Below are 17014 nucleotides of genomic sequence, written 5' to 3'. Positions count from 1 at the left end.
TTCCATAAAGAATCTTCTTTCAAATTATCCCCACCTTCTCGCTTTAAATTTAGTTTTTTAAAATGTAAATAATTCTAAAAATATTACGATGTAACATAATCATAACATAAAAAAGTTTTAAGTAACATAATTTTTTAGAAAAATTGATTCTCGTATATTTTTTGCATATAATTTTCTTATTACGAAAAAAAGGAAGTGTATTATATGGTTGATATCTTTAGCAGATTCCTTGAGGTAACGAATAATATTTTATGGTCATATATTCTTATTGCAATGCTAATCGGCTTCGGTCTTTACTTCTCTTTTAAATTAAAATTTGTCCAAATTACTCATTTCAGTGAGATGGTCAGCTTAATTAGTAAAGGGTTTAATCGAAAAGAAAAAAAGAAAGATAGCATCTCACCATTCCAAGCATTTTGCTTAAGTGCAGCAGCACGTATCGGTATCGGAAACTTAGCTGGTGTAGCATTAGCAATTTCAATGGGTGGACCTGGCGCAATATTTTGGATGTGGTTTATCGCAATTATCGGAGCAGCTACTAGTTTTGTAGAATGTACACTTGCGCAAATTTATAAAGTAAAAGATGGCAGTAGGTTCCGTGGTGGACCAGCATATTACATGGAAAAAGGGTTAAACAAACGCTGGATGGGCGTCTGGTTTTCACTTCTTATTACAGTTGCGTATGGATTAATTTTCAATTCAGTGCAAGCAAATACAGTAACAATAGCGTTTGAAAATGCTTTTGGACTAGAGCGAACAATCGTAGGAGCTCTATTAGCCTTATTAGTTGCAGTTATTATTTTTGGTGGCATTAAGAGCATTTCACGTATTACAGAAATGATTGTTCCGCCAATGGCAATCGTTTATATCGGCGTGGCTATTTTTGTCGTTATTAACAACTTCAGTATGTTACCAAGCATTTTCATGGAAATCTTTAACGGTGCATTCGGTTTAGACCAAGCCATCGCTGGTGGTATTGGAGCAGCAATCAAGTTCGGAATTCAGCGCGGTTTATTCGCTACAGAAGCGGGAATGGGTAGTTCTCCTAATGCAGCCGCAACATCTGATGTATCTCACCCTGTAAAACAAGGGCTTGTTCAAGCGTTAGGCGTTTTCGTAGATACATTCTTAGTATGTACATCAACAGCATTTATCGTATTATGTTCTGGACTTTACAAAGGATCAAATTTAGAAGGTATCGAATTAACACAAAACGCATTAAGTTCACAAATTGGACCGTGGGCAAGCACTTTCTTAGCGATTATTATTTTCCTATTCGCTTTCAGTTCACTTCTAGGAAACTACTATTATGGTGAAACAAATATCGCATTCATTAAAGAAAGTAAAACATGGTTAATGATTTATCGTGTTGCAGTTGTCGGAATGGTATTCTTCGGATCAATCGCTGCTCTTAAAACAGTTTGGAGTTTAGCTGATTTATTCATGGGACTAATGGTATTCACAAACTTAATTGCCATCTCATTCCTTAGCAAATTTGCTTACGCTGCATTAGTAGACTATTTGAAGCAAAAGAAACAAGGAAAAGATCCTGTCTTCGTTGCAAACTCTATCCCTGGCTTAAAGAATACAGAGTGTTGGGATGGGCAAGATGTAGAAGAAAAACAAAAGGCTGTTTAACAAACAAAGGCCCTATTACTTCACCGTAATAGGGCCTTTTATTTACAACAGTTCATAATTTGTTCAAATTAATTCCAGCAAAAGGGTTGATTTATAGAGATTACTAGATTATAATAATTATAAATTAGTAATTGATATCACATAACAACTCAAAAGGAGATTGATCATAATGAACAAACAAGTAATCGAAGTATTAAACAAACAAGTAGCAGACTGGAGCGTTTTATTCACAAAACTTCACAACTTCCATTGGTACGTAAAAGGACCTCAATTCTTCACATTACACGAGAAATTCGAAGAACTTTACACAGAATCAGCTACTCACATCGATGAAATTGCAGAACGTATTTTAGCAATTGGCGGCAAACCAGTAGCAACAATGAAAGAATACTTAGAACTATCTTCTATTCAAGAAGCAGCATACGGAGAAACTGCAGAAGGGATGGTCGAAGCAATCATGAAAGACTACGAAATGATGCTAGTCGAACTGAAAAAAGGCATGGAAATCGCTCAAGACTCTGACGATGAAATGACATCTGACCTACTACTAGGCATCTACACAGAACTAGAAAAACACGCTTGGATGCTACGTGCGTTCTTGAATCAATAATAATTAAAAGCGGAAGCGGCTCGTTCAGAACAGGAGGGTGTTGGAACTCCTGATTACGAGGCGCTTTTTGCCTCGAATGAAGGAGTGAAACAACCGACTGTTCTAGCCGCTGGAGCTGGATATCACTTAAAAGCGGAGGTAGCTTGCTCAGAATGTGAGAGGGATGGAGCTTTTGCCTCGCAGGAAAAAGCGAAGCCACCGAACATTCTAGCTACCGGAGCTGGATATCATTTAAAGCGGAGGCGGCTCGTTCAAAGTCGCTTTTTTCTATAGATTGGTCGCGCATGCTGGTACATGAAATTTATATCAGCGATTTTTCCAATATATCGGCGATTCCCCCCAACATATCAGCGATTTTCCAATTATATCGGCGATTCCCTCCAATATATCAGCGATTTTTCAATTATATCGACTTATCGACAAATCACGACAATATTAACAAACACCTCTCCCCTACTTTTATCAATATATTACAATCTCATCTATGTTAAAATATAGGCAACACCCTTTAGCTTTTCCAAATTCATCATTTACTACTTAAATGACGGGAGTGGTTCAGTTGAAAGACTACTTAATTAGAGCATTTTTTGCGTTAATAACAGTTGGGATTCTCTTACTTATAGCTAATATTTTCAATATACGTGTCGAGGTTAAGGACTATGCTTTCCTCGTTGTCGTAGCAATTGGTGGCGGCTGGGGTGGCTGGTACCTGTATAAAAAACAAAGCAATCAAAATGATAAAGGCATTCCAAAGTAATATGGAATGCCTCTTTTTATTGCCTTCTGTAATAAATAATGAAATTCAGACCACTAATACAACCAATCGCAATAAACATACAAAACGATTGTGAATCTCCACCTAGATTATACTCATCAACGATAAACCCAGACATAAACAACGTTATCGCGGAAACACCGATACATAATACCGAAATAAACCAAAGCGAAAATTCATTAATCAACTCTTTCTTCTGTCTCAAAACAATTAGCATAACAAGAATAGACGCTGCTAAAATACTTTTAAAAACCGGACGTAAATATACGAACTCCTCCATCTATTTCTCCTTTCCCAAAAACATTGCATCTAAAAATTAACATATTTAACCAAATTAAAAACACATGCCATCTTAAATTAAAACGACATGTGTTTCCGTATTTGCTATGATAGTTGCTTCCACTTCGTTCCCAAAACAGGACGCTCATAATTTTGGATTGCATGAATTAGTTTATCTGCTGTCTCTGCTGAAACGATCAATTCTTTATTTGATGGATTCATAAATCCTTCTTCTGCTGCACGTTCAACCATTTGCAAAATTGGTCCATAAAAACCTTTTATGTTTAATAAACCAACCGGCTTATTATGTATACCAATTTGTGACCAACATACAACTTCAAATAGTTCTTCAAACGTTCCGTATCCGCCTGGAAGCGCAATAAAAGCATCTGCAAGCTCTGCCATTTTAGCTTTACGTTCGTGCATCGTCTCTACTTCAATTAATTCTGTTAATCCTGTATGCACAATTTCTCCTCGGAATAGACCGCGCGGCATAACACCTGTTACACGTCCACCTAAACGAAGAACTTCGTTTGCTACTTCTCCCATTAATCCGACACATGAACCACCGTATACGAGCTCATAGTCGTTCTCAACAAACATTTTACCTAACTGAATTGCCTGCTCTTTAAATTCTGGTCTCTCCCCTAAATTAGAACCTGCAAACACACAAATCTTTCTCATCCCTACACCCCGAAACTATATATTGTTATGATACAATGAACATTGTACAACATATTGAGGAGATGAGGAAGAAATGGATATCGTTGCATTTCAAAGATGGGTTGAGGAATTTTACGAAAAACGAAGCTGGTCACAGTATAATGCCTTTATTCGCTTAAATTTCTTAACCGAGGAAGTTGGGGAAGTTTCACGAGTCGTTCGTGCTATTGAAATTGGCCGCGATCGCCCTGATGAAGATGCGAAAACAGAAGAAGAGCTAAAACAAGAACTAAAAGAAGAACTTGGCGATGTACTATCTAACCTTATTATTCTTTCGCAAAAATATGATTTAGACTTACAAGACATTATGGATGCACACGTCACAAAGCTTTCGAAAAGGTTCGAAGTATCTAAATGAGAATATTATCAATTATGGTATAATATTCTTGTCACAATACTAAGGGGGATTTTATGTTATCAAAAAAATTGCACGACGCATTAAATGAACAAATGAACTTTGAATTTTACTCTGCCCATGCTTATATGGCAATGGCTGCTTACTGTACAGCTGAGAGCTATGATGGATTCGCTAACTTTTTCCTTGTACAAGCTGAAGAAGAACGTTTCCATGCAATGAAGCTTTACAACTATATTAATGACCGCGGAGAGCGCGCTATTATTACTGGATTTGATAACCCGAATAACGAATACGAATCTGTATTAAACGCTTTTGAAGTCGCACTTGAGCACGAGCGTGAAGTAACGAAACGTATTTACAACTTATCTGATATCGCTTGGGACGAGCGTGAACATGCAACAATTACATTCTTAAAATGGTTCGTTGACGAACAAGTTGAAGAAGAAGCTTCATTCGATAACATCATTCAAAAATTAAAACGTATTACAAGCGATTCAAACGCACTGTTTATGCTAGATTCTGAATTAGAGAAACGTACATTTACGCCTCCAGCTGAATAATATTTCAATCACCTTAATACATGTATTAAGGTGATTTTTTTGTTTGCTCTCTATCTTAAAATCACCTTAAATTTCCTCATATTTGACATAGTGCCAGCTATAAAATGGTATTATTTTCAATATAAAAACGAATATACGAGGAGAGGAAAAATGAATCAACGTGTAGAAGCTGTTGATGCAATTCGTGGTTTCGCTTTGTTTGGCATTTTACTAGTCAATATGACATTAATTCAATTCGGGTTCTTCACCAGTGAAAAACCAACTTATCTATTCGGCGATCTTGATAAAGGCGCTAATTGGTTTATTCAATTCTTCGGCACACATAACTTTATATCCCTATTTTCTTTTCTATTTGGGCTTAGCATTATTTTGTTACAAAAAAGTATTATCGCAAAAGGAAAAAAATTCTTCCCCACATACATAAGACGTATTATCATTCTTTTACTACTAGGCTACATTCACGGCACTTTTGTTTGGGAGGGCGATATTTTATTTGCATACGGAATAATCGGGATTTTCTTAATGATGTTCATCAATCGAAAACCGAAAACTTTGCTCATTTGGGCGATTATTCTACTCGCACTTATTACACTTATGTCTTATCAAACTGATCCATCTACAAATACAGATGATTTTGCACCTTATACTGAAAAAGAACATAAAGTCCATCAAACTGGAAGCTATATGGATCACGTCAACTTTAGATTGACTGAAAATCCTTTTGATTACATGGGAATTAACGGTGCATTCGGATTATTTTTCATATCAGTTTTCGCAATAATTTTTATGTCTCCACTGTTCCTACTCGGAATGTATGTAGGGAAAAAAGGCTGGCTATTTGAGGTCAGTAAACATATACCTGCTGTCAAAAAAATATGGTTTGCCACCGGTCTCTTCTCTTTTACAATTAAAATCTTAGCTATGTTCGTAAAGCACCCGCTTTTAATTATGCTACAAGATGGCCTTACACCAGTAACTATGACCTTCTTTTACGGAAGCACAATCATTTTATTATTCCATTACAAAAAAGCAACCCGTCTACTAACATACATGGCGAACATGGGGAAAATGTCCGTTAGTAATTACTTAGCGCAATCTATTATCGCAACAACCATTTTTTACGCATATGGATTTGGCTTATACGGGAAAATTGGCTATTTCTTTGGTATTCTTTTAACCATCGGAATTTATACGATTCAATTATTCGTTAGCACCTATTGGCTCCAAAAATACCGAATGGGGCCAGTGGAATATGCGTGGAGACTAGGAACTTATTTAGAGAAACCACGTTTTAAAAGAGACTTGGATAAAGCAAGTTAAACAAAAAAGCAATGAGCCTACGCTCATTGCTTTTCTTAATTTATTAAAGCATAACCCCAACGATAATCGCTGATAATATACTTACTAACGTTGCACCGTATACAAGTTTTAAACCGAATGATGATACAACGTTTGCTTGTTTGCCATCGATACTCTTCGTTGCACCTGCGATAATTCCGATAGATGAGAAGTTCGCAAATGATACAAGGAAGATAGATAAAATACCTACTGTACGAGCTGATAAATCACCAGCTACTTTACCAAGGTCAAGCATTGCAACGAATTCGTTCGTTACTAATTTTGTTGCCATAATTTGTCCTGCTTGTAGCATCTCTGATGTTGGAATACCCATTACGAATGCTAATGGTGAGAAGATATATCCTAAAATGCTTTGGAACGTGATTCCGAAAATTGAATCGAATACACCGTTAATTGCTGTAATTAATGCTACGAAACCGATTAACATCGCCGCTACTGTTACAGCGATTGAGAAACCAAGCATAATATATTCGCCTAACATTTCAAAGAATGTTTGTTTCTTGTCTTCTTGTAATTCTAAAATATCGTCTTCTTCTTTTACTTCATATGGATTAATGATATGAACGATAATGAATCCACTGAATAAGTTTAATACTAGTGCTGTTACTACATATTTTGGATCAATCATTTTCATATAAGAACCGACGATTGACATCGATACTGTAGACATTGAAGATGCACAAAGTGTGTATAAACGATTTTTCGGTAATTTGCTTAGTTGATCTTTTACTGTAATGAATACTTCCCCTTGACCAACGATTGCAGCTGCTACCGCATTATATGATTCTAGTTTTCCTAAACCGTTAACTTTACTTAATAGGAAACCGACTGCACGAATGATAATCGGTAAAACTTTAATATGTTGCAGAATCCCGATTAATACTGCTAAGAAAATAATCGGTAATAATACTGTTAAGAAGAATGGTGCTTGTCCATCGTTTGCTAGACCACCAAATACGAAATTAACCCCAGCTTCCGCAAATTTTAAAATAGCGCCAAATCCATCTGCGATTCCTTTTACTAATACGAATCCGACCTTTGTATTTAGTAAGAAATACGCAAGTACCAATTGAATGACAAGCATAAGTGCAATTGGTTTATATTTAATTTTCTTACGATCTGAACTGATAAGGAAACCTAGTACAAACACTACAAGTAAACCGACTAGAAACATTACGAACTTCATATGTGAATCCTCCACTTCTCCCACGAGTTATTGGTCGTATAACGTATAATGAATGACGTCTGACCATTGTTGTTAAAAAAATTTAAAACCCCTAAAACTATTCAACTGTCATCTAAAATCAGTAAGCGTTTACATAAATTGCAATTTATAAAAGGTAGCTTCTTCTCTCCTACCATAATTGAAAGTCTGAAATTGATACCACCTACAAATCAAATTGTAAGCGTTATCTAGACGAAATGCAATATAAATTTTAAAAGATTTTTATATGTTAATATATTCCTAATTAATTGGTTTTTTCATGCAAATTTACCATAAAAATAACCCTAGCTATGAGCTAGGACCATCTTTTTTTATAACATAACACCAACGATAATCGCTGATAGAATACTTACTAATGTCGCACCGTACACAAGGCGTAGACCAAATGATGATACAACATTTGATTGATTTTCATCGATACCTTTCGTTGCACCTGCGATAATTCCGATAGATGAGAAGTTCGCAAATGATACAAGGAATACAGAAAGGATACCAACTGTACGAGCCGATAAATCACCAGCTACTTTTCCAAGATCAAGCATCGCAACAAACTCGTTTGATACTAATTTTGTTGCCATAATTTGTCCCGCTGTTACCATCTCAGCTTGCGGGATACCCATTACGAATGCTAATGGTGAGAAAATATATCCTAAAATAGCTTGGAATGTAATACCGAACATTGAATCAAACAAGCTATTAATTGCTGTAATTAATGCTACGAAACCAAGTAACATAGCTGCTACTGTAATCGCAATCGTGAAACCAAGCATAATGTACTCGCTTAGCATTTCAAAGAATGATTGTTTTTTCTTATTTTCTAATTTCAGTGTATCTTCTTCTTCTGTAATATCGTACGGGTTAATAATATGAATGATAATGAAACCACTAAATAAATTTAATACAAGTGCTGTTACTACATATTTCGGTTCGATCATTTTCATATAAGAACCAACGATTGACATCGACACTGTCGACATAGAAGATGCACATAATGTATATAAACGATGTTTTGGGATTTTACTTAATTGATCTTTTACTGTAATAAATACTTCTGCTTGTCCAACAATGGCAGCTGCTACTGCATTATATGATTCTAGTTTTCCTAGACCATTTACTTTACTTAACAACGTACCAATAGCACGAATAAATATCGGTAAAATTTTAAAGTGTTGCAGAATTCCGATTAAAACCGCAAAGAATACGATTGGTAATAGCGCTGTTAAGAAGAATGAAACCTCTCCTTTATTAACAAGACCACCAAATACGAAAACGATTCCAGCTTCCGCATATCCAAGAAGTGCGCCAAATCCATCTGAAATTCCTTTTACTAAAATATAACCAACTTGCGTATTTAATAAGAAATAAGATAATGCTAGCTGAATAATAAGCATAATTGCGATTGGTTTATACTTAATCTTCTTTCGATCGGCACTTATAAGAAAACCGAGTACAAATACAACGAGTAATCCTACAAGGAACATAACAAACTTCATTAATAAAATCCTCCATTTAACTCTTCATTAACGTTGAACGTCTGACCATTCAAAACAAGAAATAATCCGAACTTTCCATTTCTCCTCCGTAACCTTCGATTGGATAGGAAATGTCATAAAAACTCTTGTTTCAAAGGCATTTTCCATTCTAACATAAATCACAACTCATATCCGCACTTTTCTTTAAAAAATTACATTTAATTATGAAACGCTCATAAATGTTCGTCTTTTACCATCTATAAACAGCTGGATAAAACAAAAAATGAGCATCAAGTTTCACTTGATGCTCACCTCATTATACTGCTTTTTCTTTATCAGCTACTGCTGACTTATCCCAGCACTCTGTATTTTTCAAACCTGGAATAGAATCCACATAGAATACCGGATCTTTCCCTTGTTTCTTTTGCTTTACGTAATCTGATAATGCCGCAAAAGCATACTTAGAGAGGAATACAATCGCCACTAAGTTAATAACAGCCATAATACCCATGAATAAATCTGCTACATCCCAAACGATTTGAATTGTCGCTACAGATCCTAACATAACCATACCAAGTACAGCAATGCGGTACGCTGTTAATAGCACTTTACTTCCATTTAAGAATTCAATATTTGTTTCACCATAGTAGTAGTTACCTACTAATGAACTGAATGCAAACAAGAAGATTGCAACTGCTACAAATATAGAAGCCCATGGACCGATATGTTGACTTAACGCCTGCTGCGTTAATTGAATTCCATTTAAATCAGCTGCATTATGCACATCTGATAAAAGAATAATAAATGCTGTACAACTACAAATTAATAATGTATCTGTAAATACCCCTAAAGTTTGAATAAAACCTTGTTTAACTGGATGCGTTACGTTTGCAGTCGCTGCTGCGTTCGGCGCACTACCCATACCTGCTTCATTTGAGAATAACCCACGTTTTACTCCTAATAAAATCGCAGCTCCTAATCCTCCGCCTACTACTTCTTTAATTCCGAAAGCATGTAAGAAAATTTCTTTAAATACATATGGAATTGACGTAATGTTTGTTACGACAACGAATAATGCCACTGCTACATAAATAATTGCCATTACTGGAACAATCATTTCAACCGCGCGAGCAATTCGTTTTACTCCGCCGAAAATGATAACGGCAAGTAAACCAGCCATAACAAGACCTACTAATCTACTATCTGTTTTGAATGCCCCATCAAAAGCTGCCGCTACAGTATTAGACTGTACAGCATTAAAAATCAATCCGAAACTTACTGTTATTAGAACAGAGAACACAACACCTAACCAGCGTTTATTTAAACCCTTTTCCATATAATACGCTGGGCCCCCACGGAATGCATTCCCATCTTTCACTTTATAAATTTGCGCTAATGTGCTCTCTACAAATGCAGAAGCACCCCCAATTACCGCGATTAACCACATCCAAAATACTGCTCCTGGACCACCCGCTGAGATTGCGATAGCTACACCAGCTAAGTTACCAGTACCTACACGAGAAGCTGTACTCATACAAAATGCTTGGAATGATGATACGCCACTCTTCTCTTTTTGCGCTTTTCTCGTTTTCGAGCTTGCTCCATCCCCAAGTAATCGAATCATTTCACCGAAGTAACGAACTTGGACAAATTTCACACGAAATGAAAAATAGAGCCCTAACCCAATTAACATCGCAATAATGACATATGACCAAAGGATATTATTTACATCCCCAATTACCCTAGCTAAAAAATCCATATTTGCATTGCCCCCTCTTCCTAACAATAAGAAAATTATATTCTAAAAACTTTTAGTAATCAAGAACTTTATGTTAGGTTTTATGACATGAATACGTTAACTATCTTAACATACGTGTTTTTTTCATAAAAATATAGCTATTACATGCATTTATCCAATACTCAATCTCTTATCCTCTTCGACCAGCCATACTTTTAAAACAGTACGTTCCCCACAAATAACGAGAGGAACAAACAAAAAAGTTATATTAATAATTACCCCTCACCCTTTTCATCATTTACTACAACAAAAAAGGCGAGCATCAAATTTACCTCGATGCTCGCCTTTTCAATTACACTGCTTTTTCTTTATCTGTTACCACTGGCTTATCCCAGCACTCTGTATTCGTTAAACCAGAAATAGAATCTGCACTGAAGACTGGATCTTTCCCTTGTTTCTTTTGCCTTACATAGTCTGTTAATGCCGCGTACGCAAATCGGCCAAGAAGTGTAATCGCAATTAAGTTCGTTATTACCATTAGACCCATAAATAAGTCTGCCATATTCCATACAACTTGAAGCGTCGCAACAGAACCGAATAATACCATTCCAACTACCGCAACACGGTAAATTGTTAACCACGTTTTACTTTGCTTAATAAATTCAATATTTGTTTCACCATAGTAGTAGTTTCCTAGAAGTGAACTGAAAGCGAATAAGAAAATAATAATCGCTAAGAAACTGCTCGCCCATGGGCCAATTTGTGAGCTTAATGCATTTTGTGTTAATTCAATACCTTCTAAGTTCGTTGCTTTATATGCACCAGAACATAGTACGATAAATGCTGTTGATGTACATACTAAGAATGTATCTACTAAAACGCCGATTGTTTGAATAAAACCTTGTTTGGCTGGATGCGTTACATCAGCTGTTGCTGCCGCGTTCGGCGCACTCCCCATACCTGCTTCGTTCGCAAATAACCCGCGCTGAATACCATATTTCATCGCAGCACCGATACCACCGCCTACAGCTGAATCTAAACCGAATGCACCTTTAAAGATTTCTGTAAACACATCTGGTAGTAAATAGAAGTTTTTAATAACAACGAAAATCGCTACTGCAATATAAAGAATTGCCATTGGCGGAACAATCATTTCCGACATACGCGCAATACTTTTTACACCACCAAAAATAATAACCGCAACTAATACTGCTAATACAATCCCAACAACGTAACGCTCAATACCAAATGCATTTTTAAACGCTAATGTAACTGTATTTGCTTGTACTGAGTTGAAAATTAAACCGTAACTAATTGTAATCAGAATAGAGAACCAAATCCCCATCCAACGTTTATTTAAACCTTTTTCCATATAATAAGCAGGACCACCACGGAATCCACTGCCATCTTTTATTTTATAAATTTGTGCAAGCGTACTTTCGACGAAACTTGAAGAAGCCCCGATAATCGCAATAACCCACATCCAAAATACTGCTCCAGGTCCTCCCATAGAAATAGCTAACGCTACACCAGCTAAGTTACCTATACCAATACGAGCTGCAGAACTCATACAAAATGCTTGGAAAGAAGATACACTGCCTTTTTTACGCGTCTTTCCAGTTAACCCATCACTCATTAAACGAATCATTTCCCCTAAATGAGTAATTTGTACGAATTTCAATTTAATAGAAAAATAAAGACCTAAACCAATTAACATTGCAATAAGAATATATGACCAAAGAATTGTATTCGTTGACGAAACGAATTGTTCCAAAATATTCATACAATTAACCCCTCCTTTTCTCCATAAAACGAATTATATTTAAAAAACATTCAAAAATCAACATTTTTCGACAATTTGCAATTTCCAAATATTAGCCAGGTTCACAGTAACAATATCTTTATGACTGACTACCCTCCCTCTAACTGTGCATACTAAAACAAAAAATAAATCTACAAACTACCCCATTGACAAAAGCGTCTACCTGTAACTATAATGATTACATTAAGTTGTAACAAACCTTATTACAACGCATTCATTTACTTTCAGATATACACTTTAACAAAACACTTTGGAGGGATTTATTATGAAAATCGGAATCATCGGAGCAAATGGTAAAGCAGGAAGTCGTATTTTAAAAGAAGCATTAGATCGCGGACATGAAGTAACTGCAATCGTAAGAAACGCTGCAAAAATTAAGGAAGACAATGTAAAGGTTTTAGAGAAAGATGTATTCTCTCTTACATCTAACGACTTGCAAGCATTCGATGTAGTTGTAAATGCATTCGGTGCTCCAGCAGGACAAGAACACCTTCACGTAGATGCAGGAAACGTACTAATTGAAGCGATGAAAGGTGCACCTAACACAAAATTACTTGTAGTTGGTGGCGCTGGAAGCTTATTTGTAGACGAAGAGAAAACAACACGTGTATTTGAGACACCAGGTTTCCCGAAAGAATATCTTGCAACAGCTCAAAACCAAGGTAAAAACTTAGAAATCTTACAACAAACAAATGACATCACTTGGACATTCATCAGCCCTTCTGCACTATTCGCATTAGGAAAACGTACTGGTTCTTATAAAGCTGGTAAAGACAACCTTCTTGTTAACGCAAAAGGTGATAGCTACGTAAGTTACGAAGACTTCGCAGTTGCAGCACTTGATGAAATTGAAAACCCAAAACATGTAAACGAACGCTTCACAGTAGTTTCTGAAGCTGAATAATAAAAAAAGCTCGTAAAACATAATGTTTTACGAGCTTTTTCTTATTATTGCACTTGCTCTAAACCATTTGGAGTAATCTTAAAGGAAATTTCTTTAAACTTTTTCTTATCTCCTTTTCCAACGAACTCACTATTTTTGTACCAACTTAAACGATCTGATTCAGCATGATACACTTTCAATACGTCACCATACTCGAACGCCATACCATTTACTTGTTCTGCAAAATTCTGCGAAGTTTCTTGTCCTTCTGCGGTTACATGCTTTTTCTCAGTTCCATTTTGATCATAAATCGTAAGGCCTATATACTGTTCATTTACAAAGCGATAATGAATCTCATCATTTGTAAATGTTGCATGTAATTTCTTTTCAGCGTGGTTTAACGTAATAATTGAACGTGTAACATCGGACACACCTTGATAGACTAGACTATCCCCATATGTCACTTCTACAGGAACTTCCGTCACTTTCTTATTTCCAAAACGATCTTTCGTTTCTACTTTCACTGTTTGCTGACCAATTTTTGTCATATCTATTTTCCCTACAAAATCTACTACTTCTCCACCCTGTACTTCAACAAAGTTCTTCACGTCTAGCGTTTCGCTATTTGTTCCGATTACTACTTGCTGCGGATTTGCTTTTACTGTTTGCTCACCGTCTAATCTTTCAAATCCATTTTCAGTTATTTTGAAGACTAATTCCTTTATCTCTTTACTTTTTCCTTCGCCCACATATACATCTTTTTGATACCAATGTAAACGAGAAGATTCCGCATGATATACTTTCACTACATCTCCATACTCAAATGCAATTCCATTTACTTCCTTAGCAAATTCTTGCGTATTCTCTAAACCTTTTACTGCTATATTTTTCTTCACTCTTCCTTCTTTATCGTACAATGTGAATTCAAAATACTTTTCATCTTTAAAGTAATCATGAATTAGGTTCTTTGTATCTGTCGCACTCAGTTTTTTCGTATCATGATGCAAAGTTACAATTGATTTTAAGTCACCATCTCTATAACTTAGCCCATATACAAGTAGGCTATCTCCATATGTTACTGTTAGAGGAACTTCTGTCACTTTCTTATTTCCAAATCGATCTTTCGTTTCTACTTTTACTTTTTGTTCTCCGATTTTTGATGTATTTGGTTTTTCTGCAAAACCAACCACTTCTCCATTTTTTACTTGTACAAATTCTTTCGGATCTAGTTTGTCTACATCCATTCCGACTACTACTTTTTGCGGTTTCGCCGTCACTTCTTGTAAACTATCTTTTAATTCGAACCCTTGCTCAGTGATTTGGAATAATTTCTCTTTTTTATTTTTAGCCTTCCCTTGATCTACAAGTGTATTATTTTGGTACCACTTCAGACGATCCGGTTCTGCATGGAATACTTTTACTACATCACCATATTCAAAATCCAATTCATTTAGTTCCATCGCAAATCTTTTTCCCGTTTCTTGTCCTTCTGCAGATACGCGTTTCTTTTCAATCCCATTTCGATCATATAGCGTTAAGCCCATATATTCTTCTTTTTCAAAACGGTAATGTATTTCATTATTAGTAAAGTTTACATTTAATTTCTTCTTATTGTGGTGAAGTGTCACTGTCGACATTACATCATCTGAAAGTCCTTGAAAAACTATACTGTCATCATAAAATCCGTTAACTTGGACAGGAATTGAATTTTTATTTCCTTTCTCATCCCCAATTTCTACTAACACTTCCTGTTTACCATTCTCTAGTTTAGGCCATACAATCTTTCCTGTTACTTTTACATTCTCACCTAAATTTCGAACAAGTTTACTTGCTTCATTCTCGTCAGAATCTGTACCAACTAAAAGATTTTGTACTTCATTAGCAGGTTCACCATATGGAACCTTATACGGTTCAACTTGCTTCTCACGAATATCATTACTATCTGTAGCTTTCCAGATTTCCTTTTCTAATTTAGGTAACTTTGATTTTTCTATTTTCTCTCTAATATCATCATTTGGTGTTAATCCCCATTCCTCAAAGAAAGGAATTAAATTTTGCCCTGCCACTTGCGATGTCATATAAATAAATAGCTGCTTTTTCTCTTCATCAGAATGAGGCATTTCACTCTGAGGTAACAAACGATAAGCTTGATGTAACCTAGGATAAAAATGTTCTCCATACACTACATTTAATTGCCAAAACATTGTAAGAGGATTAATGTCATCAATGAATCTTTCTGCTTTAGGCTTCTCTAAATACTCAAATGAGTTTTTATAGTGCTCATCCATTTCTAATTGATTCCCTAACGCCTTTTGAACAGCTAATGAGTAAATATTTACTGTTACTTCCCTTACTTTAGACCACTTCCACGGTTCTTGCTGATGTAAATGACCAACTTCATGCCACGGTCCCCATCCATCCTTCTCAAGTACCTCTATATCTAAAACTCTATTCATTGCAGTTGGAATATATCCTGTATGATAATGTTTTGCAAACATAAAGTCCCCTTTAGCAGGCTTCCGTTTTTCAACAAACTGAACATAATGAGTTGGAGATTTTGCAACCCCAACACTGTCCTCAGATAATCCTGCCACTGCGTTTTCTAAACGGATAATCTTATCATGCAATTTCATTAAATCTGTTGGATCCGTATTCTTCATATATTTCTGCACAGAATCGTAAGTAGTAGTAATTAAGCTTCTCTCACCTTTTAATTCAACTGCATAAGGATCCTTATATTTTTTTAACATTTCATCCCAATCTTTTTTTGTATGCTTACCTAAAATAAATAAAGGAAAGTGACTACCACCATTTGTAACGGAAGCTGTTACTTCTCCTTCGTTATTCATATTATAAAAATATAAAATACCGCCTCTTGAAGATGAAATAACATTTTTCCCTGGTTTTAAATCAAACTCCTCTGGGTCCTTTTCATCATAAGATCTCGTTCCAATAAAAGCTTGGATAGACTGCGTTCCTTTTATGTCAATTGTAATCTCTTCATTTGGCTCTGCATAAATTCCAGTCGGTTCATTAGCGGAAAGTTTCCAAGTAACTCTTAAACGATTATTTTCTTCTTCTACGCTACCTTTCCCCGGCAACTGAAATACTCTCTGCTCAAACCTATTCTCTTTTACCTCTTCTAATTTCCCACCTTTATTTTCTTCCAAAGGTGCTGCATATCCTTTCGATGCTTCGAAAGCTACTGGCGATAATAATGTAGATATACATATTCCAGCTACTAATACCCTACTCGTCTTTTTCTTCGACATAATCTGTGTCCCCTGTTCCTTTATTTAGATAAACTACCCTATATATTCATCTAATAAGTAATCCTATTATTTATATAAAAACATTTGATGAATGGACTAACACCTCGCGCACCTGTATATATTACTACCGCATTTCTCTCCATGCATTCGCTTTCTTACATTGTAAAATTTTTATGTAATATGCCCTCCTCACTTCTCTCTATTTGTGATGAGTTCTCTTGCTACATAAAAAAGAGAATAGTAAAAGATATTTTTCAGTATTGTCATCTATACATCTAAAAATAAAAATAGCAATAAAAA

Annotated in this window: 15 protein-coding genes; 8 read left to right on the top strand and 7 right to left on the bottom strand. The window is 35.6% G+C overall.

The genetic code is table 11. The features are described 5' to 3' along the window. Positions 1-204: 204 nt before the first annotated feature. From ACQGS6_RS12340 to ACQGS6_RS12325, 4 genes are all read left to right on the top strand, one after another. The gene (locus ACQGS6_RS12340) at positions 205-1638 is read left to right on the top strand and encodes an alanine/glycine:cation symporter family protein (RefSeq protein WP_000227591.1); all 1434 of its coding nucleotides are present in this window, start codon (positions 205-207) and stop codon (positions 1636-1638) included. 169 nt (positions 1639-1807) lie between these two features. Further along, complete coding sequence (locus ACQGS6_RS12335; protein WP_001041895.1) at positions 1808-2248, top strand: Dps family protein; 441 nt, start codon at positions 1808-1810, stop codon at positions 2246-2248. 84 nt (positions 2249-2332) lie between these two features. Further along, positions 2333-2521, top strand: coding sequence for a hypothetical protein (locus ACQGS6_RS12330; protein ID WP_326318528.1), 189 nt, complete (start codon positions 2333-2335; stop codon positions 2519-2521). Between the two features lie 286 nt (positions 2522-2807). Beyond that, positions 2808-3005: a hypothetical protein gene (locus tag ACQGS6_RS12325; protein WP_000656312.1), complete on the top strand. Its 198-nt coding sequence runs from the start codon at positions 2808-2810 to the stop codon at positions 3003-3005. Positions 3006-3021: 16 nt separating this feature from the next. Here the strand turns inward: ACQGS6_RS12325 and ACQGS6_RS12320 are convergent, their stop codons facing one another. Further along, positions 3022-3303, bottom strand: coding sequence for a hypothetical protein (locus ACQGS6_RS12320; RefSeq protein WP_000390912.1), 282 nt, complete (start codon positions 3301-3303; stop codon positions 3022-3024). A gap of 104 nt (positions 3304-3407) precedes the next feature. Beyond that, on the bottom strand, positions 3408-3971 hold the full coding sequence (locus tag ACQGS6_RS12315) for a TIGR00730 family Rossman fold protein (RefSeq protein ID WP_002062664.1): 564 nt from the start codon (positions 3969-3971) through the stop codon (positions 3408-3410). 88 nt (positions 3972-4059) lie between these two features. Here ACQGS6_RS12315 and ACQGS6_RS12310 point away from each other — a divergent pair, with 88 nt between their 5' ends. The 3 genes from ACQGS6_RS12310 (at position 4060) to ACQGS6_RS12300 (ending at position 6263) form a co-directional block, all read left to right on the top strand. Further along, positions 4060-4383 (top strand): MazG nucleotide pyrophosphohydrolase domain-containing protein, encoded by a 324-nt coding sequence (locus ACQGS6_RS12310; protein ID WP_000355749.1) that lies wholly within the window; start codon positions 4060-4062, stop codon positions 4381-4383. 53 nt (positions 4384-4436) lie between these two features. Continuing rightward, entirely contained in the window at positions 4437-4943 is a 507-nt protein-coding gene (locus ACQGS6_RS12305; RefSeq protein ID WP_000949402.1) for a ferritin, read from the top strand. A gap of 150 nt (positions 4944-5093) precedes the next feature. Then, positions 5094-6263 (top strand): DUF418 domain-containing protein, encoded by a 1170-nt coding sequence (locus tag ACQGS6_RS12300; protein WP_001076358.1) that lies wholly within the window; start codon positions 5094-5096, stop codon positions 6261-6263. A 43-nt stretch (positions 6264-6306) separates the two neighbouring features. On the opposite strand, the gene ACQGS6_RS12295 is transcribed toward ACQGS6_RS12300, so the two are convergent. The 4 genes from ACQGS6_RS12295 to ACQGS6_RS12280 all read right to left on the bottom strand — a co-directional run bounded on the left by ACQGS6_RS12295 (position 6307) and on the right by ACQGS6_RS12280 (position 12520). After that, positions 6307-7488 carry a NupC/NupG family nucleoside CNT transporter gene (locus tag ACQGS6_RS12295; RefSeq protein WP_000673874.1) on the bottom strand — a complete coding sequence of 394 codons (1182 nt, stop codon included), beginning with the start codon at positions 7486-7488 and terminating at the stop codon, positions 6307-6309. Between the two features lie 350 nt (positions 7489-7838). Beyond that, positions 7839-9020, bottom strand: a complete 1182-nt coding sequence (locus ACQGS6_RS12290; RefSeq protein ID WP_000673839.1) for a NupC/NupG family nucleoside CNT transporter — start codon at positions 9018-9020, stop codon at positions 7839-7841. Positions 9021-9315: 295 nt separating this feature from the next. Next, a complete protein-coding gene (locus ACQGS6_RS12285; RefSeq protein ID WP_000346418.1) occupies positions 9316-10758 on the bottom strand; it encodes an alanine/glycine:cation symporter family protein in 1443 nt (480 codons plus the stop codon). Positions 10759-11089: 331 nt separating this feature from the next. Beyond that, positions 11090-12520, bottom strand: coding sequence for an alanine/glycine:cation symporter family protein (locus ACQGS6_RS12280; protein ID WP_326318527.1), 1431 nt, complete (start codon positions 12518-12520; stop codon positions 11090-11092). A gap of 304 nt (positions 12521-12824) precedes the next feature. Between ACQGS6_RS12280 and ACQGS6_RS12275 the strand changes: the two genes are divergently transcribed. Continuing rightward, a complete protein-coding gene (locus tag ACQGS6_RS12275) occupies positions 12825-13463 on the top strand; it encodes an NAD(P)-dependent oxidoreductase (RefSeq protein ID WP_000689874.1) in 639 nt (212 codons plus the stop codon). Between the two features lie 44 nt (positions 13464-13507). On the opposite strand, the gene ACQGS6_RS12270 is transcribed toward ACQGS6_RS12275, so the two are convergent. Beyond that, positions 13508-16714: a putative mucin/carbohydrate-binding domain-containing protein gene (locus tag ACQGS6_RS12270; protein WP_426965181.1), complete on the bottom strand. Its 3207-nt coding sequence runs from the start codon at positions 16712-16714 to the stop codon at positions 13508-13510. Positions 16715-17014: the final 300 nt, after the last annotated feature.

The sequence above is a fragment of the Bacillus sp. GMs2/2 genome (assembly GCF_050172095.1).
Classification (GTDB): Bacteria; Bacillota; Bacilli; order Bacillales; family Bacillaceae_G; genus Bacillus_A; species Bacillus_A cereus.
Note: the sequence above shows the minus strand (reverse complement) of the source record. Positions and strands in the feature narration are given on the sequence as shown.

Excerpts from the sequence above, each read along its gene's own strand:
- ACQGS6_RS12340 (WP_000227591.1), top strand. The coding sequence starts at position 205 with ATGGTTGATATCTTTAGCAGATTCCTTGAGGTAACGAATAATATTTTA.
- ACQGS6_RS12335 (WP_001041895.1), top strand. The coding sequence starts at position 1,808 with ATGAACAAACAAGTAATCGAAGTATTAAACAAACAAGTAGCAGACTGG.
- ACQGS6_RS12320 (WP_000390912.1), bottom strand. The coding sequence starts at position 3,303 with ATGGAGGAGTTCGTATATTTACGTCCGGTTTTTAAAAGTATTTTAGCA.
- ACQGS6_RS12310 (WP_000355749.1), top strand. The coding sequence starts at position 4,060 with ATGGATATCGTTGCATTTCAAAGATGGGTTGAGGAATTTTACGAAAAA.
- ACQGS6_RS12305 (WP_000949402.1), top strand. The coding sequence starts at position 4,437 with ATGTTATCAAAAAAATTGCACGACGCATTAAATGAACAAATGAACTTT.
- ACQGS6_RS12300 (WP_001076358.1), top strand. The coding sequence starts at position 5,094 with ATGAATCAACGTGTAGAAGCTGTTGATGCAATTCGTGGTTTCGCTTTG.
- ACQGS6_RS12295 (WP_000673874.1), bottom strand. The coding sequence starts at position 7,488 with ATGAAGTTCGTAATGTTTCTAGTCGGTTTACTTGTAGTGTTTGTACTA.
- ACQGS6_RS12290 (WP_000673839.1), bottom strand. The coding sequence starts at position 9,020 with ATGAAGTTTGTTATGTTCCTTGTAGGATTACTCGTTGTATTTGTACTC.
- ACQGS6_RS12285 (WP_000346418.1), bottom strand. The coding sequence starts at position 10,758 with ATGGATTTTTTAGCTAGGGTAATTGGGGATGTAAATAATATCCTTTGG.
- ACQGS6_RS12280 (WP_326318527.1), bottom strand. The coding sequence starts at position 12,520 with ATGAATATTTTGGAACAATTCGTTTCGTCAACGAATACAATTCTTTGG.
- ACQGS6_RS12275 (WP_000689874.1), top strand. The coding sequence starts at position 12,825 with ATGAAAATCGGAATCATCGGAGCAAATGGTAAAGCAGGAAGTCGTATT.
- ACQGS6_RS12270 (WP_426965181.1), bottom strand. The coding sequence starts at position 16,714 with ATGTCGAAGAAAAAGACGAGTAGGGTATTAGTAGCTGGAATATGTATA.